Below are 20278 nucleotides of genomic sequence, written 5' to 3'. Positions count from 1 at the left end.
AAGGCGCCGGACCGGCTCCTCCGGGCTGGCCCCGACAGGCACCACCCCCGACGGACGGCATCAGAAAGACACGCCCCGACAGCAACCATCAACGCCCCCCTTGATGAGGGAAGCGCACAGCGCTTCGGAGAAACTACCCTACCGAAACAACACCACAGCCTGCTGCAGCGTCACCCAGATGCCCCAGGCCAGCGGGATGCACACGCAGGCCCAGCCGAAGGCGATGACCGAGCGGGGGGTCTTGAAGGTGGAGGTGGATTCCCCGTGAACGCTGGCCGCGCTGACACGTTCGTGCGCCAGTGCTTTTTCGCGGGCCAGTTCCTCGTCGTTCATGAAATGCTTGGGGTTGACCGGTCGTATCGCCAGGTTGCACAGCAGGCCGACGATCAGCAGGCCGGCCAGGATATACATGGTGATGTCGTACACCTGGGCACGCGGGACGCCGATCGACAGCTGGTACTCGCGCACATTGCTGATCAGCACCGGGCCGAAGATGCCGGCGGCCGACCAGGCGGTCAGCACGCGGCCATGGATGGCGCCTACCATTTGCGTGCCGAACAGATCGGCCAGATAAGCGGGAACGGTGGCGAAACCGCCGCCGTACATCGACAGGATGATGCAGAACGCCCCGACGAACAGCGCCAGGTGGCCGGCGTGCGCGGACCACGGCACGGATGCATACAGCACGAAGCCCAGCACGAAGAAGGTGCAATAGGTCATTTTGCGGCCTAGCTTGTCCGACAGGCTGGCCCACACGAAACGCCCGCCGATATTGAACAAGCTGAGCAGGCCGGTGAAGCCTGCCGCGATGGTGGCGATGGCGGCCAGCTGTTCCTTGTTCAATTGCGAGAAACTCAGCGCGTCCTGTCCGATCAGCCGGCCGGCGAACACTTCCTGCAGCAATGGCGAAGCCATGCCCAGGATGCCGATGCCGGCGGTCACGTTCAGGCACAGCGCCCACCACACCAGCCAGAACTGCGGCACGCCCCAGATCTTCTTCACGTGCACATGGCCGTGCGTGATCATGGCGTTGGCGGTCCGCGTCTGCGGCGGGGTCCAGCCTTCGGGCTTCCAGTTCGCCGCCGGCACGCGATAGGATAGCGCCCCGGCGATCATGAAGACCGCGTAGACCACGGCCAGTGTCAGGAAGGTTTCCCATACGCCCGGGGAATTCGCAGAGGCGTAGTGGCGCATCAGCAGATTGGCCAGCGGGGCGCCGACCATCGCACCGCCGCCGAAGCCCATGATGGCCATGCCGGTCGCCATGCCGCGGCGGTCGGGAAACCACTTGATCAGGGTGCTGACCGGCGAGATATAGCCCAGCCCCAGGCCCACGCCGCCGATTACGCCGGAGCCCAGCCACAGCAACCATAGCTGGTGCACATAGATGCCCACCGCGGAAATCACCAGGCCGCCGCACCAGCAGGCCGCCGAAACGATGCCGGCCTTGCGCGGACCGGCGCGCTCCAGCCAGCCGCCCCACACGGCGGCCGAGCAGCCCAGCAGGACGAAAAACAGGATGTAGGTCACCGTCATGCTGGAAATCCGCCAGTCGCAGCTCTTGGTGAAGAGCTCGGCGACCAGGCTCATGTCGGCGGGGCAGGCCAGCGGCGTGGCGCCGCCCAGCGACTTTGACAGCGGCAGCCAGAACACGGAAAACCCGTAGGCCATGCCGATGCAAAGGTGGATCGCGAGCGCGGCGGGCGGTACCAGCCAGCGGCTGAATCCGGGCCCCGCGATGGTTCTTTCCTTATCCAGAAAACCGGGCTTGCCGCCCGGCAGGTCCAGCGTGGTCGCTGAGCTCATGTTGTCTCCTAGTTATTGATTTAATCGGAATGCCGCGATGGGAACGCGCGATCGCGGCTTCCGGGTCTTCTGCCTGCGGTCCTGCCTGTTGCTTGTTTCAATGCGCCGCTGCCCTCGGCGTCAGGCGTTCGCGGTTTCCCTTGACGGCTTCCAGCACGATGGGACTGAGCCGGACATCGCCGTCGATGCCATCCGGGTGGCGTTCGACGAACGCCAGCAATTCCACGCGCATGCGCGGCTCCCAGAATTTCTGGATATGGTTGGCCACTCCTTCGATCGCCTCCGGGCGGTCGGGCATGGCGTCGAAAAAGTCGCCGATGCGGTTGGCCATGCGGATGAGATTGCCTATCTCCATTCTTGCTCCCTGTTATGCGGAGATGCGTTCGGCGTGCGAGTACAAGGTCGCGTCGTTGTCGCGCATGAATCCCAGTAGCGCGATGCCGAGCCGGTCGGCCAGCCGCTGCGCGAGCGCGGTGGGCGCCGAGACCGCGGCCAGGATGCCGACGCCGGCGGCCGCGGTTTTCTGCACCATTTCGAAACTGGCGCGGCTGGAGACGACGATCAGGCCGCTGCCCGCCGCGGGCGCGCCATCCTGCTGCCGGGCCAGCGCGCCGATCAATTTATCCAGCGCGTTGTGCCGACCCACATCCTCGCGTACCAGCGCGATCGTTCCGTCCGCGCCCGCCCAGCCGGCGGCGTGCGTGGCGCCGGTAAGCGTATGCAGCGATTGGCGTTCGCGCAGGGTTCGCATGGCATGCAGCACGGCGCCGATGCCCACGGGCGGCCCGGACGATACGGCCGCGACGTCGCGCAGCACTTCCGGCAGCGTCTCCACGCCGCACAGGCCGCAGCCGGTGCGGCCGGACAGGGCGCGGCGCCTTTCCTTGAGCCGGGCCCCGCACGCGCTGGATATCGTCAAGGCCAGCACGATGCCGTCGGCGCTGGTGCGCGTTTCGATGTCGCGCACGTCGCGCGCGCCGTCGATGATGCCCTCCGTCAGCGAGAAGCCGACGGCGAAGTCCTCCAGGTCGGCCGGCGTGGCCAGCATGGTGGCGTGGCTGATGCCGTTGTATTCCAGCGCGATGGGCGTTTCTTCCGCCAGGACGTCGTCATCCGGTTCGCGCGCCAGCACGCCGTTCCGGATGCGAAGGACCCGCGCGCGCGCCGATGTCTGGTTTTCCATATTGCTGCAATAGTCCCTTGCGTACGGGCTATTTCCCGGCGGGCACGGTCTCGCGCTCGGCCAGCAGCTTTTGCTGGATGTCGCTGAAGCGGCTCCATTGGCGTTGCCATTCGGAGGGCTGCGACACCCGCGTCAGCTGCACGGCGGTGACCTTGTACTCGGGGCAATTGGTGGCCCAGTCGGAGTTGTTCGTCGTCACCACGTTGGCGCCCGATTCCGGGAAGTGGAAGGTGGTATATACCACGCCGGGCTGCACGCGGTCGGTCAGGACGGCGCGCAGTACGGTCTCGCCCGAGCGGCTCTGCACGCCCACCCAATCGCCCTCGCCGATGCCGCGGTCTTCCGCGTCCTGCGGATGGACTTCGAGGACGTCCTCGCCATGCCATACGACGTTGGGGGTGCGGCGGGTCTGCGCGCCCACGTTGTACTGCGACAGGATGCGGCCGGTGGTAAGCAGCAGGGGATACTTGCGCGTGCTGCGTTCTTCCGTGGGCACGTATTGCGTGATGATGAACTTGCCCTTGCCGCGCACGAATTCGTCGATGTGCATGATCGGCGTGCCTTCGGGCGCCTCGTCATTGCAGGGCCATTGCACGCTGCCCAGCCGGTCCAGCTTTTCGTAGGTCACACCGGCGAAGGTGGGTGTCAGCCGCGCGATCTCTTCCATGATTTCGCTGGGATGGCGGTAGTGCATGGGGTAGCCCATGGCGTTGGACAGCGCCACCGTCACTTCCCAATCCGAGAGGCCGTTGCGCGGTTCCATGACCTTGCGCACGCGCGAGATGCGCCGTTCGGCATTGGTGAAGGTGCCGTCCTTTTCCAGGAAGGAAGAACCCGGCAGGAAGACGTGCGCGTACTTCGCGGTTTCGTTCAGGAACAGGTCCTGCACCACGATGCATTCCATCGCTGCCAGTGCCGCCGCCACATGCTGCGTGTTGGGATCGGACTGCACGATGTCCTCGCCCTGGCAGTACAGGCCCTTGAAGCTGCCGGACAGCGCGGCTTCGAACATATTGGGGATGCGCAGGCCCGGCTCGGGTTGCAGCGTGACGCCCCAGTCTCGTTCGAATTCGCCACGCACCGTGTCGTCGGAGATATGGCGATAGCCCGGCAGCTCGTGCGGGAAGGACCCCATGTCGCAGGAGCCCTGCACGTTGTTCTGCCCGCGCAGCGGGTTGACGCCGACCCCTTCGCGGCCGATGTTGCCGGTGGCCATGGCCAGGTTGGCGATGCCCATGACGGTGGTCGACCCCTGGCTGTGCTCGGTGACGCCCAGCCCGTAGTAGATTGCCGCATTGCCGCCGGTGGCATACAGGCGCGCCGCGCCGCGCACGGCGGCGGCCGGCACGCCGGTCACGGCTTCCATGGCTTCCGGCGAGTTCTCCGGGCGCGAAACGAATTCGCGCCACTGCTGGAAGGGCCGGCTCTCGCAGCGCTCGGCGACGAAGGCCTCGTTGATCAGGCCTTCGGTGGCGATCACGTGCGCCAGCGAGGAAAGCAGGGCGACGTTGGTGCCGGGCCGCACCTGCAGGTGGTAATCGGCCTTGATGTGCGGCGAGCTGACCAGTTCGATGCGGCGCGGATCGATGACGATCAGGCGCGCGCCTTCGCGCAGGCGGCGTTTCAGGCGAGAGGCGAACACCGGGTGTCCGCTGCTGGGATTGGCCCCCATGACCACGATCACGTCCGAGTGCATGACGGAATCGAAGGTCTGCGTGCCGGCGGATTCGCCCAGCGTCTGCTTCAGGCCGTAGCCCGTGGGCGAGTGGCACACGCGGGCGCAGGTATCGACGTTGTTGGTGCCGAAGCCGGCGCGTACCAGCTTCTGTACCAGCCAGGTTTCCTCGTTGGTGCAGCGCGACGATGTGATGCCGCCGATCGAGTCGCGGCCATACCGTTCCTGCAGGCGCTTGAATTCCGAGGCGGCATACGAGATGGCCTCGTCCCACGATACCTCGCGCCACGGGTCGGTGATGTGCTTGCGTATCATCGGCTTGGTGACGCGCTCTTTGTGCGTCGCGTAGCCCCAGGCGAAGCGGCCTTTTACGCAGGAGTGCCCGCGATTGGCCTGGCCGTCCTTCCACGGCACCATGCGCACGACTTCCTGGCCTTTCATTTCCGCCTTGAAGCCGCAGCCCACGCCGCAATAGGCGCAGGTGGTGACCACGGCGTGTTCGGCCTGGCCCATCATGATGACGGTCTTTTCCTGCAGCGTGGCGGTGGGGCAGGCCTGCACGCAGGCGCCGCACGAGACGCATTCGCTGTCCAGGAAAGGCTGGTCCTGGCCGGCCGATACGCGGGATTCGAAGCCCTTGCCGGAAATCGTCAGCGCGAAGGTGCCCTGCGTTTCCTCGCAGGCCCGCACGCAGCGGTTGCAGACGATGCACTTGGACGCGTCGTACGTGAAATAGGGATTCGATTCGTCCTTCGCGTCGTTCAGGTGGTTGGCGCCCTGGTACCCGTAGCGCACATTGCGCAGGCCGACGACGCCCGCCATGTCCTGGAGTTCGCAATCGCCATTGGCCGGACAGGTCAGGCAGTCCAGCGGATGATCCGAGATGTACAGCTCCATGACGCCGCGCCGCAGGTCGTGCAGCTTGGGCGTTTCCGTGCGCACGACCATGCCTTCCTCGACCGGCGTGGTGCAGGAAGCCGGATAGCCGCGCCGCCCGTCGATTTCCACCAGGCACAGCCGGCAGGAACCGAAGGCTTCCAGGCTATCGGTGGCGCACAGCTTGGGAATGTTGATGCCCGCCTCCGCCGCCGCCCGCATCACCGAGGTGCCCGCCGGTACGCGGATTTCCTGGCCGTCGATGGTCAGGCTGACCTGCTGTTCGGACACCCGCGCCGGGGTGCCGTAGTCCCGGTCTCGCTTGATGACGGTTTCCAACATAGTGGTGTCTCCAATCTGTCTTTGCCGGCCGAGGCCCGCGGTGGGCCTTGCTAGGCCGGTTGCGCCGCGGTCGCGGTCGATAGGCCGAAATCCTGGGGGAAATGGTTCAGGGCGGACAGCACCGGATACGGTGCCATGCCGCCCAGCGCGCAGAGCGAGCCGCCCAGCATGGTGTCGCACAGGTCGCGCAGCAGATGCACCTGCTGCGCGTGGTCCGGGCCACGCGCGGCGATGCGGTCTATGGTTTCCATGCCTCGTGTGGAGCCGATGCGGCAGGGCGTGCATTTGCCGCAGGATTCGATGGCGCAGAACTCCATGGCGTAGCGCGCCATCCACTGCATATCGACCGTGTCGTCGAAGGCCACCAGGCCGCCGTGGCCGATCATCGCCGAAATCCGGACGTAGGCCTCGTAGTCCAGCGGGACGTCCCACTGCGATTCGGGCAGGTAGGCGCCCAGGGGCCCGCCCACCTGCACCGCGCGCAGCGGCCGGCCGGAGGCGCTGCCGCCGCCGAAGTCGTAGAGCAGTTCGCGCAGTGTCAGGCCGAAGGCCTTTTCCACCAGGCCGCCGTGCTTCAGGTTGCCGGCCAGCTGGAAGGGCAGGGTGCCTTGCGAGCGGCCCACGCCGAAGTCTCGGTACCAGGCCGCTCCGCGCGCCATGATGATGGGCACCGAGGCCAGCGAGATTACGTTGTTGATGACGGTGGGCTTGCCGAACAGGCCCGCGATGGCCGGCAGCGGCGGCTTGGCGCGGACCACGCCGCGCTTGCCTTCCAGGCTTTCCAGCAGGGACGTTTCTTCGCCGCAGATATAGGCGCCGGCGCCCTTGCGCACTTCCAGGTCGAAGCGCCGGCCGCTGCCCAGGATATCGTCGCCCAGCCAGCCCGCCGCCCGAGCATGGCCGATGGCGGCCTGCAGCGCGGCGATGGCGTGCGGGTATTCCGAACGCACGTAGATATAGCCCTGCGTCGCGCCCACTGCGACCCCGGCGATGGCCATGCCTTCGATCAGCACATAGGGGTCGCCTTCCATCAGCATGCGGTCCGCGAAGGTGCCGGAATCGCCTTCATCCGCATTGCAGACGATGTACTTGCGGTCCGCCGGCGTGGTCAGCACGGTCTTCCACTTGATGCCGGTGGGGAAGGCGGCGCCGCCGCGGCCGCGCAGGCCCGAATCCTGGACTTCCTGGACCACCTGGGCCGGCGTCATGGCCAGCGCGCGCCGCAGGCCCTGCAGGCCGCCGTGCGCCTGGTAGTCGTCCAGGCTGAGCGGGTCGGTGATGCCGACCCGGGCGAAGGTCAGGCGTTCCTGGCGCTTCAGGTAGGGAATCTCTTCCGTCGGGCCGTGGCCCAGCGCATGCGCGCCGCCGCGCAGCCAATCGGCGTCGAACAGCGCGGCGACGTCCTCGGGCTGCACGGGACCGTACGCGACGCGGCCCGCGGGCGTGGCGATTTCGACCAGGGGTTCCAGCCACAGCAGCCCGCGCGACCCGTTGCGCACGATGCGTACCGTCTCGCCGCGCCGGGCGGCCTGGGCCTGGACGGCGCGGACGACGTCATCGGCGCCCACCGCCAAGGCGGCGGCGTCGCACGGCACGTACACGGTGATGGGTTCGCTCATGGCGCCTCCTTCACATAGCCGAGGATGGTGTCGAAGCGCTTGGTCGTCAGCCGCGCGTAGGGCACGCCGTCGATCAGCATGGCCGGCGATTGCGCGCACAGGCCCAGGCAGTACACCGGTTCCAGCGTGAAGGCGCCGTCAGGGCTGGTCGCATGGAAATCGCAACCCAGCTTCTTGCGCGCGTGGGCGGCGATCTGTTCGCCGCCCATCGCCTGACAGGATTCGGCGCGGCAGATCTCGACCATGTGGCGGCCGGCCGGGGCCTCGCGGAAATGCGGATAAAAGGTGATGACGCCATGCACTTCGGCCCGCGACAGGTTGAGGGCCTCGGCGATGGGTTGCACGGCTTCGGGCGGGATACAGCCCAGCTCGTGTTGAACCGCATGCAGAATGGGCATCAGGGCGCCCGGTACATCCTTGTGCGCCTCGATCGCCCGCGCGGCCGCCGCGATGGCGGGATGCCCGGATTGGGCGGCGGCCTGCTGGGCGAGTTCGCCGCCGCGCGCGCCTGCATTGGATGCCAGGTCTGCCCTGGCTTCACCTTCTCGCATGGGAATCACATTCCTCGTTATGGTTCTTGCCACCCCGGCGAGCCCTGGGGATGCTTTCATCCCCGGACGCCGCGCGTTCCCTCTTCCAAGGAAACACCGCCGGCGGGCCGACCAGGCCGGATCCCCCGCATGCGAGGTTCGGCGTTATCGGTTTCGCGTCGCGGTGGCGCAAATCGTAATGGGCCACTAATATGCAATATCAAACATAATTGTTGGCGCCGTTGTCCCTGGATCGGCACTTTATCCCTGTATGCGGTAGGGGTTCAATATGCACGTAATTGCCTATTTGTCGTCATGGATGGCTATCCCGCCACGGCCGGGACGGCGGTGCGCGCGGCGGCCCGTGGGGACGCGGCCATGAGCGACGGCGCGTTCCGTATCGCGCTGCGGCCGGGATGGTGGCTGACACAGGGCAGCGGTGACGACGGTGTGCCGCTGCAGGAGGTGTTGGCGCTGCTCTCGGCGATCGATGCGGTAGGCCACATCGCCGGCGCCTGCCGCGCCTGTGGCCTGTCTTATCGCCACGGCTGGGGAGTCCTGCGGCGTTTCGAGACGGTCTTCGGTACGCCGCTGCTGATTACGCGCCGGCGCCAGGGCACCGAGCTATCGCCCTTCGCGCAGCGCCTGCTGTGGGCCAACCGCCGCATCGAGGCCCGGCTGATGCCCATGCTGGACAGCCTGGCCTCGGAACTGCAGGAAGACCTGGAACGCCTGTTGCCCGAGACCGGTCCCCATCTACGCCTGCATGCCAGCCATGGTTTCGCCGTCGAGGCGCTGATGCAGCACATCAGCGCGCCGGCGCGACTCTCCGAAGGGGGCGCCGCGCTGGAATTGCGCTATCGCACGGCCGCGGAAGCGCTGGCTTCGCTGGACGGCGGCGAATGCGACCTGGCGGGCTTCCAGGTGCCGCAGGGCGACTTCGAGGCGGCCATGCTGCGGCATTACGCGCAATGGCTGCATCCTTCCGAGCATCTGCTGATCCATCTCGCCGTGCGCAACACGGGGCTTTTCGTGACGGCGGGCAATCCCAAGAACATCCACGGCATCGCGGACCTGGCGCGCCCGGACGTGCGCTTCGTCAACCGCCAGATCGGTTCCAGCACCCGGCACCTGATCGAATTGATGCTGCGCCGGCTGAAGATACCGGTGGCCCGCGTGCATGGCTACGAGAACAGCGAGTTCACCCACATGGCGGTTGCGGCCCATATCGCCAGCGGCATGGCCGATGCGGGAATCGGCGTGGAAACCGCCGCGCACCGTTTCGGGCTGGATTTCATTCCGCTGGCGCGGGAGCGGTATTTCTTCGCCATCCGCAAGTCGGCGCTGGAGCAGCCGGCCATGCAGGCGCTGCTGGCGATCATGAGGGGGACGGATTACAAGGGGTATGTGGGCCAGCTGACAGGCTACGATGCCAGCGAAACCGGGCGCATACAGACCTTGCAGGAGGCCTTCGGCTAGGCCGCCTGCCGCGGGCGTGCCCGACTGGCCGCTCGCGGTTCGCGCCGTGCGGGTGGCGCTTCGCGCCGTGGAAAACTATCATGACCGTCATGTCGAAAGTAATTTATCTGACCGAACACCGCGGCCCGGCCGGCAGCGGGGATGTCCAGTTTGCCGGCGCGGACGCCCTGCCGGCGCAGGGCCAGCCGGCACGCGACGCGCGCGCGCGTCCGCTGCGCGACCTGCGCATTTCGGTCACGGACCGCTGCAATTTCCGCTGCACGTACTGCATGCCGCGCGATGCGTTCGATAGCAACCATGTCTTCCTGCCGCATGCGCAGCTTCTCTCCTTCGAGGAAATGGCGCGCACCGCCGCCGTCTTCGTGCGCCTGGGCGTGCGCAAGATCCGGCTGACTGGCGGCGAGCCCCTGCTGCGCAAGAACATCGAGACACTGGTCGGCCTGCTGGCCGCCCTGCGCACGCCGGAAGGCGACCCGGTGGAGCTTACGCTGACCACCAACGGCAGCCTGCTGGCCCGCAAGGCCCGCGCGCTGAAAGAGGCCGGCCTGAGCCGGGTGACCGTCAGCATGGACGCGCTGGATCCGGCCTTGTTCGCCCGCATGAGCGATACCGACTTTCCCGTCGCCGATGTGCTGCGCGGTATCGACGCCGCGGCCGCAGCCGGGCTGGCGCCGGTCAAGGTGAACATGGTCGTGCGGCGCGGCGTCAACGATGGGCAGATACTGCCGATGGCGCGGCATTTCCGCGGTTCCGGCCACATCCTGCGCTTTATCGAATACATGGACGTGGGCAGCACCAACGGCTGGAACATGGCCGAAGTCCTGCCCAGTGCCGACGTCATCGCCCGCATCGCGGAACATTTCCCGCTAGCGCCCTTGCAGACCGATCCGATGGGCCGCGTGGCCGAACGCTGGACCTATGCCGATGGCGCCGGCGAGATCGGGGTGATATCCAGCGTCACGCAAGCCTTCTGCGAAGGCTGTACGCGCGCGCGGCTGTCGCCGGAAGGGCGGCTATTCCTGTGCCTGTTCGCCAGCCGCGGCCATGACTTGCGCGCCCTGATACGCGGCGGCGCGGATGACGATCAGCTGGCCGCTGCCGTGGCGGGCATCTGGGCAGCCCGGGACGACCACTATTCCGAGCGCCGCCTGGCGGATACGCCGGACGTACTGCGCGATCCGAAAGTCGAGATGAGCTACATCGGCGGCTAGGGCCCGGCCACGGGCAGTCGCGCCCGGGTCCGTCGCAGGGGTAAAAGGAGCCTCGCATGAACGCGCAAGCAAGTGGGCCGGTTGCCGCGCCGGCAGGGCAGGACGCTTTGGAAACCGCGCGCATCGCCGGACTGATCCTGGCCGGCGGCCGCGGCTCGCGCATGGGGGACATCGACAAGGGCTGCGCGCTGCTGCGTGGCCGGCCCATGGTCGAACATGTGGCGGCCCGCTTCGCGCCGCAGGTGGGCGCCTTGTTGATAAGCGCCAATCGCAATCTGGAGCGCTACGCCGAATACGGCAAGGTGGTGGCCGACGATCCCGCCCACGGCGAATGGCAGGGGCCCCTGGCCGGGGTCGCGGCCGGACTGGTGGCATCGCGCTGCCCATGGATTGCCACCACGCCGTGCGATGTGCCTTTTTTGCCGCTCGATATGGTCGCGCGCCTGGGCCAGGCCCTGCGGGCGCGGGGGCCGGCGGCGCGCCTGGCCGTGGCGTGCAGCGGCGGCAAGCGCCAGCCGGTATGCATGCTGGTGTCGCGCGAACTGCTGCCGGATCTGTTGCAGTACCTGGCCGAAGGCGGGCGCAAAGTCGATACGTGGCAATCGCGCGCGGGCTGCGTCGAAGTGCCCTTCGACGATCAGCCCGATGCCTTCGTCAACGTCAATACCGCCAGCGAACTGGCCGATGCCGACCGCGATGGCTCATGACAGCCAGTGCTTGAAGTCGTAGTAGGCGACCTTTTCACCGTCGTACACCGTCTGGCCGGCGGGAATGCGCGCCAGGCCCGTGGCCCAGGGCAGGGAGCTGAGCACGCCGGAGCTCTGCCGGTCGAACGCCTGTAGCTGCCCCACGCCGCCGTTGTCGACCTCGCGGCGCACCCGCAGGAATTCCTCGCGGCTGTCATGCCGCGGGGTGTCGGTGCGCAGCGTCAGCATGCTGACCTGCGGGAACAGATCGCGCCGTCCCTGCATGCGGCGCAGCAGCGGCGACACCAGCACCGTGAACACCGCGAACGCCGACACCGGATTGCCGGGCAGGCAGACGACCGGCTTGCCGTCCACGTGCGCCATGGCCACCGGCTTGCCGGGCTTCATGCGCACGCGCCAGAGGTCCAGCGTGGCGCCCAGGCTTTCCAGCACGGGCTTGACCAGGTCCTTGTCGCCCACCGACACGCCGCCGATGCTGAGGATCAGGTCGCAGTCGCGCGCCAGCGCCTGGAAGGCCGATTTCAGCGCGGCTTCGTTGTCCTGCGCGTGCAGGATCTGCGTGGCCTGCGCCGCCATGCCTTCCACCAGGGCCGCCATCATGGCGCCGTTGGAGTTGTAGATCTGGTGCGGGGCACGCGCCTCGCCCGGGGCGACGAGTTCGTCGCCGGTGGTCAGGATGCCCACCCGGACGGCAGGATGCACGGTCACGCGCGCGATGCCCTGCGATGCCAGCAGCGCGATCTGCGCCGGCCCGATGCGCGTCCCGGCGGCCAGCAGGGGGCTGCCGGCGGCAGTGTCTTCGCCGCGCCGGCGCACGTGCTGGCCCTGTCGCGGGGCGCGCGCGATTTCGAGCTTGCCGTCGGCTTCGCGCGTGTCTTCCTGCATGATCACGGTATCGGCCCCGGCAGGCATCAGGCTGCCCGTGAACAGGCGCGCGGCGTGGCCCGGCTGCAGCGGCTGGGGCGCATGGCCGGCGTACACGATCTGGTCTATCGGCAGGGCGACGCCCTCGCGGCAGTCCTCGTAGCGCAACGCGTAGCCATCCATGGCGCTGTTGTCGGCCGAGGGCAGGTCCAGCGTCGCGGTCAGGTCGCGCGCCAGTACCAGCCCGGCGGCGTCGCGCAGCGCGGTCTCCGTGGCGGCCTGCGGGCGCGGCGCGCCGTTGGCAAGGCGGGTCTGGGCGTCGTCGAATTCCAGCATATGTGTGCTCGCGAGGAAATGGCGATGGTGGCGGGCCGGCGGCCGGCGCTGCCGGCCCGCCACGGGAAGAAAAGGCCTTCTTGCGGAAGGACGGATGCGAGGGTCAGCGGGTGCGTTCCCTGGCTTCCAGTGCCTTCTTTTGCAGATGGCTGGCGAAGTTGCAGGGCTTGTGGCGGCTGTCCAGCTGTTCGCGCAGGATGTGGTTCCATGCGGTTTCGCACGCGCCGGTGGAGCCGGGCAGGCAGAACACCACCGTGTCGTTGGCGTAGCCGGCCAGGGCGCGCGACTGGATGGTGGAGCTGCCGATCTCCTGGTAGGACACGTGGCGGAACAACTCGCCGAAGCCCGTGATTTCCTTGTCGAGCAGGGGCGCTACCGCCTCGGGGGTGGAGTCGCGATGCGAAAAGCCGGTCCCGCCGGTGATCAGGATGACCTGGACTTCGGCGTCGGCGATCCATGCGCTGACGACGCGGCGGATCTGGTACACGTTGTCCTTCACCAGGTCGCGCCGAACGCAGTCGTGTCCGTCGCGCGCCAGGGTTTCGGCCAGCCAGTTCCCGGAGGTGTCGTTGCCCGCGGTGCGCGTATCGCTGACCGTCAGGACCGCGCATGCCAGGCACGCTTTCTTGTCGTCTTTTTGCTCGCTCATGTGCTTTCCTTCGATAAACCGCTGGCGCCGGCGTCCCATGAATGGGTCCGGTCGTGATCCGATTGGCGTTGTTCGACCCAGAAGCTGCGGCCGCCAGCCAGCGTTTCGCGCTTCCAGAAGGGCGCACGCGTTTTCAGCGCATCGATAATGTATTCGCAGGCGCGGAAAGCGTCGCCGCGGTGTGCGCTGGCGGCGCCCACGAATACGATCTGGGCGTTGCGCGACAGCGCGCCCACGCGATGCGCGATGACGAAATCGATGACGCGCCAGCGCTTCATGGCCTGGTCGCCGATGTCCTGCAGTTCGCGTTCGCACATTCCCGAATAGTGATCCAGGAACAGGGTTTCGGTGGCCTCGTCCGCGGAGAAGTCGCGGACGTAGCCGGTGAAGGTGACGATGGCGCCGGCGGCGGCGCCCGCGCGTTCGCGCAGCGCGGCCTGCAAAGCCGCCGCGTCGAAGTCGGCTTCCTGTACCACGACCATGGCGATCAGCCTCCGGTGACGGGCTCGAAAACGGCGACTTCGTCGCCGGCCTTTATCGTGACCGTGGCCTTGACGTGGGTCTGGTTGACCGCAAGCTTGAGCCGGGCGGCGGGCGCCAGCTGGGGGTAGCGCTGTTCCAGGCTTGCCAGCAGCGCAAGGCCGGTCACGCTGTCGTCCGGCAGCGGCCAGGCTTCCGCCCGGCGGCCGGTCATTTCGGCGACGCGCGCGAAATACAGGAGTTGGATGGCCGGATCCATGCCGGGATTCTGATTCGAGCCGCTCACCGCGCACCTCTGGGCCGTCGGCCCGAAATCGTCTGCATAGTTGTCCTGGCGTCGGCGCGCCGGCGAGAACGGACGCGGTGCCGGCCGGGGGCGCACGATTCCCAAGACTCCCGCATTCTACCGCGTCGACCGGACGATGGCATGGCCGGTCCGCGGGGGGAGGGATGACGCGGCTTGCCGCCGCGCGCCACGTCCAGCCGCGTCCGATATTCATCGCGTGAGGCTACGCGCAGGGCCGGGGACGGCATCATGCCGCGTTTTTCGTGGCCGGTTCCCTTGCATGACGGGTGGATGGTGCCACCGGAAGGTGGCTGCCCCGGCTGTAACAACCCGGTGTGCGAGCGCCCGGCCTATATTTTTTGGAGGCAGCATGCCGGAAGTAGTGTCGAATCAGTCGTTTATAGCGCCATATGTGGCCTTGGAACCGCTCGCGGGTGGAACCGATGCGACTACCGACATGGTCGAAAGTCCCGGTCTGGACAAGCCATCGGGCAAATATGAAATTCCGCTATGCGATCGCCCCACGCTGAATGTCCTGGTGGACCATTGGTTGATGGGGGACCGCCACGCCTTCGATCCGCATTTCGCCACGCGCGATCGCGTGATCAATTCTGTCTCGGCCAAGACATATGCCAGAAGACGCGCGCTCCAAAACGATGCCCAGCAGTTCTTCCTGGGCGTGGGCTCGGAATGCCTGGCGCAAAAACGCCGCTATGCGCGTGAAATGCGGAATGTGCCCAAAAGGGATCCCGGCGGGCAGTTGATGAGGTTGCTGGACGCTTGCCCCGGTGTGGTCCTGGGAGAAGTGCACAGCCATGTCGGAGCCAGGAAATTGCTCATCGAGAATATGCCGGCGCTCAAGGCACAAGGTGTGGAGCGCTTGTACATGGAGCATCTATTGACCGACGTGCATGGCGATGCGCTGGCTGAATTGAATGGGTCGCCGCACACCGAAATATCGGCGGGCGTGGCCCGTTACCTGCGGGCGCAGGACAACGGGTGGGCTCCGGTCAGCAAGCTCGACCGCGTATTCGCGGAAAAATACAGCTACGAGGCGGTCGTGGATGCCGCGCACCGGGCCGGCATAAGCGTGATCGCCATCGACTGCGCGGCGAGTTATTTCCTGAAGGGCGGCGAGAGCTATGCCGACGATAGCGACGTGTGGCGTATTCCCGTCATGAATTATTTTTCTTATCTCGTCATCAATGAAACCAGTCATGCCCGCGATCGTGTTCCCCGGGATGGCCAGGATGGCAAATGGATCGCCCTGGTGGGAAACACGCATATGAGCGTATTCGATGGCGTCCCAGGGCTGTCGGAGCTGATGGGTGTGCCGGGAGTGCGCTTCGAAGACGCGATGGAAAACCGCGTCGGTGCGGATACCGGCTTCGAAATCAAGCATCCGTCATGCTTTGTCGGAGACACGAAAAACATCCTGGTAAAGGGCGACTTCATATTCAGGATGGATGTGCGCGAGCCTGGGGCGGAACAGACAGCGACCCCGCATCGGCCGTCGTTCCTGCGCCGCGCAGTGGACTATTTGTCCTGCTATCCCGGGGCCCGGAGAGCTTGACCGGAAGCGGCTGCACGCTTGCCCGGTCAGTGTGGGCGTACCGCAGCAAACTACCGCGCCACAGCCGCCGTTCCCGATCCGCGTATTCGACCGGTTGCCGTTCCGTCACACGCGCCGGCAAACCTGATCCGAAGCAGTGGTTTGTAGCAGCGCCCAGGGCCTATTGCTTTCACCGTTTTTAACCGGGGCTTATTTTCCGGGCGAAGCGCTTTGGCCATCCGCCCGCCATTCGCCGCTTTTGCCGCCGGCCTTGTATTCCAGGCGGATCTGTTCGATGACGATGCCTTTGTCGGCCGCCTTGCACATGTCGTAGACCGTCAGGGCGGCCACGCTGCAGGCGGTCATGGCTTCCATTTCGACGCCGGTGCGGAAGTCCGTGCGGCAGGTGGCGCGGATATCGATGCTGTGTGTCGCGTCGTCCAAGGCGAAGTCAACGCCGACGAACGACAGCGGCAGGCTGTGGCACAAAGGGATCAGGTCGGCGCAGCGCTTGGCGGCCAGCATGCCGGCCACACGGGCGGTGTTCAGCACTTCGCCCTTGCCCTGGCCCGGCTGGGTAAGCAGGCCGTAGGCGGTGGCGTTCATGCGCACGCGGGCCGCCGCGATGGCGACGCGGGCAGTGACGGTTTTGCCGCCAACGTCGACCATGCGGACCTGGCCGGATTCATCGAGGTGGCTCAAGGCCGGGGTAGAGGTGGACATGCCGATGCGCCGCCTTGGGCGGTCCGTTCAAGATTTGAAACGAAATTACGCCAGCGACGTAATTGTTTGATGTTGCACCCAAACCCCCCTGAATCGAGGCGTTCGGGCTGCCTATGATAATGGACGCGTCCGGGCCACGGGGCCATAATCCCGCAACCCCTACAGGAGATGATGGATGCCCTCGTATTTGCCCCGAATTCGATTTACGCGGCGGTTTTTGCGGATCGCGGGGGCGGTTGTAGGGCTGATCCTGCTTCTGCTCGCGCTGGCCGCATGGCAGGTACCGGAACTCACGCGCCGCGCGCTGACCCGTGACGTCGCGGCCATGCTGGGACGCGAAGTCCAGGTCGGCAAGATCACCTTCAATCCGTTTTCGCTGACGCTGCGCGTGCACGATTTCGCGATCGCGCAGCCGGGCGGCGCCCAGCCCCTGCTGACGGTGGCCGAAGCCGATGCCAGCGCTTCGTGGAAATCGCTGTTCTGGTTCGCTCCGGTGGTGGACGCGATGGTGTTGCGCGAGCCGCGCGTGGCGCTGGTGCGCGACGCGCAGGCGCATTTCAACTTCTCGGATATCCAGCAGAAACTGCAGGAAATGAGCGCCGGCAAGCCGGAACCCGCGCCCGAGGAAAAAGACAAGCCCCTGCCGCGCTTTTCACTGAACAACATGCGCCTGGAGAACGGCTCGATCACCCTGGACGACAAGGTGACGGGCCGCCAGCAGGTTATCGACCAGATCGCCCTGGGCGTACCGTTCATTTCGAACTTCGGCTATGCCACCGATATCGATGTCGTGCCGAAATTCCATGCGCGGATCAACGGCAGTCCCTTCGACCTGAACGGGACGGCGCGGCCGTTCGACGCCACCCCCACGTCCACGCTGGATGTGGTCTTCAGCGGACTCGAACTGGAAAAATGGGCCGACGCGTGGGGCGTGCCGTTGCCGGTGAAGTTGAACCGCGCGCTGCTGGATTCCGATCTGCACATTTCCTTCGAGCAGCCCAAGGATGCCGCGCCCAAGCTGCGCATCACCGGCGGGCTGAGCCTGCGTGAGCTCGACCTGCGCGAGGCCTCGGATGAGCGCCTGGCGGCATGGAGCGCGTTGAACGTGCGTGGCGTGGACGCGCTGCCGCTGGAAAGGCGCCTGCAGGTCGGCGAAGTGGAGCTGGTGGATCCGAACATCCAGACGCGCCGCTACGCGGACCAGCGCGTCAATTGGCTGGACGTCATCGACAAATTGCAGCGCCTGGGCGCGGGCGCCAAAACAGAGGGGCCGGCCACGGTGTCCACCGTGAAGACCGCGTCCGTGCCGCCGGTAGCCGCGCCAGGGACCGCCGCGCCGCCAACGGCGGCGGCCAAGCCCGACTCCCAGGCTTCAGCCGCGACGGGATCGACGGCGCCGGACACCGCGACTGCCGCGCCCCGGGCGTCTGCCGGGGCCGCAGCCGCGCCGCCGGCGGCCGAGGCGAAGGGCGGCGCCGCACCGACGGACACCGCGCCCGCGACCGCCACCCCGCCGACGACGGCACAATCGACGACGGCACAATCGACGACAGCACAACCGACGACAGCACAACCGACGACAGCACAACCGACCGCAGCCTCGCCGACCGCAGCATCGCCGGCCGCAGCACCACCGACCGCGACGGCCGCCGCCGAGCCGGATCCCTGGCATATCAATGTGGACAAGGTGTCCATCGTCAATGGCCAGCTGCGCCTGCGCGATGCGCCCACCAAACTGGACTATGCGCTGGACAAGGTCTCGGTGTCCGTCACCCATGTCGCGCTGCCCCAGCCCAAGGACCAGCCCATCGCCATCGAGCTGGGCGCGGAGAACCCCGATGGCGCGACGCTGCATGCCACCGGCGGCGTGATCCTGCAGCCTTTGGCCCTGACCCTGGATGCGAAGGCCGACCGCCTGCCGCTGGCGCCGTTCGCCAGCGCGGTACGCAGCTTCGCGCCGGTCACTCTCCTGGCGGGCACCGTCGGCGCCGCCGCCAAGGTCGACGTCCGGGACAAGGCCGGCACTTATGCCATCCAGGCATCCGACATCAAGCTGGACCTCGCCGGCGTATCCGCACGCGATGAAACGCTGAATCCCCCGGTCACGGTGGGCGTGAAGCGCCTGGCGCTGGGGGTGGACAGGTTCGTGCTGGGCTCGGGATCGTCGAAGTTCGACCTGCGCGCTTCAGGCCTCCTGGGTGACGGCGACCTGGCATCCCAGGGCAGCCTGACGCTGAACCCGCTGGCGGTGAAGGCGCGTGTCGATCTGTCCAACCTGGACGTGGCGATGCTGGCGCCGTATGCCGCATCGCGCTTGAACGCGACGGTGAAATCGATCCGGCTGGGTGCCAAAGGCGATGTGGACTTCACCGGCGCGCGGGGCGCGGCGCCGATGAAAGTCATGTGGAAGGGCGGCGTGGACGTCAGCGACCTGAACCTGCAGGATCGTGTGAACCGTGCCGATTTCCTGGCCTGGAAGCTGCTCAGCCTGCGCAGCATGGCGATATCGCTGTCCGGCGGCAAGCCCACGATAGACCTGGGCGATGTGACGCTGGACAATTTCTACGGCAACGTGTTGCTGAATTCCCAGGGCCAGCTCAATGTGATGAGCCTTATCGCCGAGCCCGGCAAGGCGGGCGGCTCCATCACGCAGGACACGCAGGCGCGCGAGACACCATCGGCGCCGGCGCCCGAGCCGTCCCGGACGAAGGCGTCCAGCGGCCCGGCCGAATCCCACGCCCAGGGCGGCATGCCCGATATCGCCGTGCGCAGCGTCACGCTGAAGAATGGGCGGGCGACGTTCAACGACCGCTTCGTGCGGCCCAACTACACCGCCGAACTGTCCGCCATCGAGGGATCTGTGTCGGCGGTGTCGTCCACCGACCCCAAGCCCGCCAAGGTCAGCGTGACGGGACGTGTGTACCGTACCGCGCCGCTGTCGATCAGCGGCATCGTCCAGCCCTTCGCCAAATTCCTGACGCTGGACATCAAGGCGTCGGCGCGCGGCGTCGACCTGCCGCGCTTCACGACGTACTCGGCGAAGTACGTCGGCTATCCCATCGAGCGCGGCAAGCTGTCGATGGATGTCGAATACCGCCTGAAGGACCGGCAGCTGCAGGCCAGCAACCGTGTGCAGCTGGACCAGCTGACCTTCGGCGCGAAGACCAACAGCCCGCAGGCGACCACCTTGCCGGTGATGCTCGCCGTCGCATTGTTGAAAGATCGTTCCGGCAATATCGATATCAACCTGCCGATATCCGGGTCGCTCGACGATCCCAATTTTTCGGTGGGCGGCATCATTCTCCGCGTCATCGGCAACCTTATCGTCAAGGCCGTCACCTCGCCATTCAGCCTGCTGGCGTCGGCCTTCGGCGGTGGCGACGAGCTGTCCTATATCGCCTTCGAACCGGGCAGTTCGACGCTGAGCGACGACGACAAGGAAAAGCTGAAGAAGCTGGCGGCGGCGATGGCCGACCGGCCGTCGCTGAAGATGGACATCGCCGGACGCGCGGACCCGGTGTCCGACGAGGCCGGCCTGCGCCAGTCCTGGGTGGATATGCGTATCCGTGCCGCGCGCTCGCGCGCCACCGGCAAGAGCGGCCGGCTGGACGGCGATGCGCCGCTGTCCGAGGCCGAACGCGCGAAGTACCTGGAGGCCGCTTACGACAACACCAAGATCGACAACAAGCCGCGCAATTTCATCGGCATGGCGAAATCCGTGCCGCCGGCGCAGATGGAAGCCTTGCTGAAGCAGGCGGCGCCGGCCGGCGAGGACCAATTGCGCAAGCTGGCCGATGCGCGGGCCCAGGCGGCGTACGAACAGCTGCAGCAGCAGGGCGCGCCGATGGACCGGATATTCATGGTCGCACCGAACCTGTCGGCGGAAGGCGTGAAGGACAATGGTCCGCCGAGCCGGGTGGAATTTTCCTTGAGGCGTTGAGGCCGCCCGCCGGGGGCGTT

Annotated in this window: 16 protein-coding genes; 5 read left to right on the top strand and 11 right to left on the bottom strand. The window is 66.8% G+C overall.

Annotation, left to right across the window (positions count from 1 at the left end; all coding sequences use genetic code 11):
- Nucleotides 1–138 precede the first annotated feature (138 nt).
- The 6 genes from CAL28_RS24415 to CAL28_RS24390 form a co-directional block, all read right to left on the bottom strand.
- Nucleotides 139–1806 carry an OFA family MFS transporter gene (locus CAL28_RS24415; protein ID WP_094843732.1) on the bottom strand — a complete coding sequence of 556 codons (1668 nt, stop codon included), beginning with the start codon at nucleotides 1804–1806 and terminating at the stop codon, nucleotides 139–141.
- A gap of 97 nt (nucleotides 1807–1903) precedes the next feature.
- Nucleotides 1904–2161, bottom strand: coding sequence for a formate dehydrogenase subunit delta (locus CAL28_RS24410; protein WP_094843731.1), 258 nt, complete (start codon nucleotides 2159–2161; stop codon nucleotides 1904–1906).
- 12 nt (nucleotides 2162–2173) lie between these two features.
- On the bottom strand, nucleotides 2174–2989 hold the full coding sequence (gene fdhD, locus CAL28_RS24405; RefSeq protein ID WP_094843730.1) for a formate dehydrogenase accessory sulfurtransferase FdhD: 816 nt from the start codon (nucleotides 2987–2989) through the stop codon (nucleotides 2174–2176).
- A 28-nt stretch (nucleotides 2990–3017) separates the two neighbouring features.
- Nucleotides 3018–5882: a formate dehydrogenase subunit alpha gene (fdhF, locus tag CAL28_RS24400; RefSeq protein WP_094843729.1), complete on the bottom strand. Its 2865-nt coding sequence runs from the start codon at nucleotides 5880–5882 to the stop codon at nucleotides 3018–3020.
- A gap of 50 nt (nucleotides 5883–5932) precedes the next feature.
- Complete coding sequence (locus tag CAL28_RS24395) at nucleotides 5933–7501, bottom strand: formate dehydrogenase beta subunit (RefSeq protein ID WP_094843728.1); 1569 nt, start codon at nucleotides 7499–7501, stop codon at nucleotides 5933–5935.
- Nucleotides 7498–8052, bottom strand: a complete 555-nt coding sequence (locus CAL28_RS24390; RefSeq protein WP_094843727.1) for a formate dehydrogenase subunit gamma — start codon at nucleotides 8050–8052, stop codon at nucleotides 7498–7500. Before CAL28_RS24390 ends, CAL28_RS24395 begins: the two co-directional genes overlap by 4 nt.
- Before the next feature lie 357 nt (nucleotides 8053–8409).
- Between CAL28_RS24390 and CAL28_RS24385 the strand changes: the two genes are divergently transcribed.
- The 3 genes from CAL28_RS24385 (at nucleotide 8410) to mobA (ending at nucleotide 11428) form a co-directional block, all read left to right on the top strand.
- Nucleotides 8410–9510, top strand: coding sequence for a substrate-binding domain-containing protein (locus CAL28_RS24385; protein WP_094844827.1), 1101 nt, complete (start codon nucleotides 8410–8412; stop codon nucleotides 9508–9510).
- Between the two features lie 89 nt (nucleotides 9511–9599).
- A complete protein-coding gene (gene moaA, locus CAL28_RS24380; RefSeq protein ID WP_094844826.1) occupies nucleotides 9600–10721 on the top strand; it encodes a GTP 3',8-cyclase MoaA in 1122 nt (373 codons plus the stop codon).
- A 56-nt stretch (nucleotides 10722–10777) separates the two neighbouring features.
- Nucleotides 10778–11428 carry a molybdenum cofactor guanylyltransferase MobA gene (mobA, locus tag CAL28_RS24375; protein WP_094843726.1) on the top strand — a complete coding sequence of 217 codons (651 nt, stop codon included), beginning with the start codon at nucleotides 10778–10780 and terminating at the stop codon, nucleotides 11426–11428.
- Here mobA and CAL28_RS24370 read toward each other — a convergent pair.
- From CAL28_RS24370 to CAL28_RS24355, 4 genes are all read right to left on the bottom strand, one after another.
- Nucleotides 11423–12628, bottom strand: a complete 1206-nt coding sequence (locus CAL28_RS24370) for a molybdopterin molybdotransferase MoeA (protein ID WP_094843725.1) — start codon at nucleotides 12626–12628, stop codon at nucleotides 11423–11425. The two genes, mobA and CAL28_RS24370, sit on opposite strands and share 6 nt — an antisense overlap.
- A 103-nt stretch (nucleotides 12629–12731) precedes the next feature.
- Nucleotides 12732–13277 (bottom strand): molybdenum cofactor biosynthesis protein B, encoded by a 546-nt coding sequence (moaB, locus tag CAL28_RS24365; RefSeq protein ID WP_094843724.1) that lies wholly within the window; start codon nucleotides 13275–13277, stop codon nucleotides 12732–12734.
- The gene (locus CAL28_RS24360) at nucleotides 13274–13768 is read right to left on the bottom strand and encodes a molybdenum cofactor biosynthesis protein MoaE (protein ID WP_094844825.1); all 495 of its coding nucleotides are present in this window, start codon (nucleotides 13766–13768) and stop codon (nucleotides 13274–13276) included. The genes moaB and CAL28_RS24360 overlap by 4 nt, the downstream gene beginning before the upstream one ends.
- The gene (locus tag CAL28_RS24355) at nucleotides 13765–14016 is read right to left on the bottom strand and encodes a MoaD/ThiS family protein (protein ID WP_094843723.1); all 252 of its coding nucleotides are present in this window, start codon (nucleotides 14014–14016) and stop codon (nucleotides 13765–13767) included. The genes CAL28_RS24360 and CAL28_RS24355 overlap by 4 nt, the downstream gene beginning before the upstream one ends.
- Before the next feature lie 334 nt (nucleotides 14017–14350).
- Between CAL28_RS24355 and CAL28_RS24350 the strand changes: the two genes are divergently transcribed.
- The gene (locus CAL28_RS24350; RefSeq protein WP_176464095.1) at nucleotides 14351–15616 is read left to right on the top strand and encodes a membrane-targeted effector domain-containing toxin; all 1266 of its coding nucleotides are present in this window, start codon (nucleotides 14351–14353) and stop codon (nucleotides 15614–15616) included.
- 189 nt (nucleotides 15617–15805) lie between these two features.
- Here CAL28_RS24350 and moaC read toward each other — a convergent pair whose 3' ends face one another.
- Nucleotides 15806–16318, bottom strand: a complete 513-nt coding sequence (moaC, locus tag CAL28_RS24345; protein WP_094843721.1) for a cyclic pyranopterin monophosphate synthase MoaC — start codon at nucleotides 16316–16318, stop codon at nucleotides 15806–15808.
- A gap of 175 nt (nucleotides 16319–16493) precedes the next feature.
- Between moaC and CAL28_RS24340 the strand changes: the two genes are divergently transcribed.
- On the top strand, nucleotides 16494–20258 hold the full coding sequence (locus tag CAL28_RS24340) for a DUF748 domain-containing protein (protein ID WP_094843720.1): 3765 nt from the start codon (nucleotides 16494–16496) through the stop codon (nucleotides 20256–20258).
- The last annotated feature ends 20 nt before the right edge of the window (nucleotides 20259–20278 follow it).

The sequence above is a fragment of the Bordetella genomosp. 11 genome (assembly GCF_002261215.1).
GTDB lineage: Bacteria > Pseudomonadota > Gammaproteobacteria > Burkholderiales > Burkholderiaceae_B > Bordetella_C.
This window is presented reverse-complemented; position numbering and strand designations above follow the sequence as displayed.

What these genes read in the sequence shown, in the direction of transcription:
- CAL28_RS24415 (WP_094843732.1), bottom strand. Translation starts at nt 1,806, where the DNA reads ATGAGCTCAGCGACCACGCTGGACCTGCCGGGCGGCAAGCCCGGTTTT.
- CAL28_RS24410 (WP_094843731.1), bottom strand. Translation starts at nt 2,161, where the DNA reads ATGGAGATAGGCAATCTCATCCGCATGGCCAACCGCATCGGCGACTTT.
- fdhD (WP_094843730.1), bottom strand. Translation starts at nt 2,989, where the DNA reads ATGGAAAACCAGACATCGGCGCGCGCGCGGGTCCTTCGCATCCGGAAC.
- fdhF (WP_094843729.1), bottom strand. Translation starts at nt 5,882, where the DNA reads ATGTTGGAAACCGTCATCAAGCGAGACCGGGACTACGGCACCCCGGCG.
- CAL28_RS24395 (WP_094843728.1), bottom strand. Translation starts at nt 7,501, where the DNA reads ATGAGCGAACCCATCACCGTGTACGTGCCGTGCGACGCCGCCGCCTTG.
- CAL28_RS24390 (WP_094843727.1), bottom strand. Translation starts at nt 8,052, where the DNA reads ATGCGAGAAGGTGAAGCCAGGGCAGACCTGGCATCCAATGCAGGCGCG.
- CAL28_RS24385 (WP_094844827.1), top strand. Translation starts at nt 8,410, where the DNA reads ATGAGCGACGGCGCGTTCCGTATCGCGCTGCGGCCGGGATGGTGGCTG.
- moaA (WP_094844826.1), top strand. Translation starts at nt 9,600, where the DNA reads ATGTCGAAAGTAATTTATCTGACCGAACACCGCGGCCCGGCCGGCAGC.
- mobA (WP_094843726.1), top strand. Translation starts at nt 10,778, where the DNA reads ATGAACGCGCAAGCAAGTGGGCCGGTTGCCGCGCCGGCAGGGCAGGAC.
- CAL28_RS24370 (WP_094843725.1), bottom strand. Translation starts at nt 12,628, where the DNA reads ATGCTGGAATTCGACGACGCCCAGACCCGCCTTGCCAACGGCGCGCCG.
- moaB (WP_094843724.1), bottom strand. Translation starts at nt 13,277, where the DNA reads ATGAGCGAGCAAAAAGACGACAAGAAAGCGTGCCTGGCATGCGCGGTC.
- CAL28_RS24355 (WP_094843723.1), bottom strand. Translation starts at nt 14,016, where the DNA reads ATGGATCCGGCCATCCAACTCCTGTATTTCGCGCGCGTCGCCGAAATG.
- moaC (WP_094843721.1), bottom strand. Translation starts at nt 16,318, where the DNA reads ATGTCCACCTCTACCCCGGCCTTGAGCCACCTCGATGAATCCGGCCAG.
- CAL28_RS24340 (WP_094843720.1), top strand. Translation starts at nt 16,494, where the DNA reads ATGCCCTCGTATTTGCCCCGAATTCGATTTACGCGGCGGTTTTTGCGG.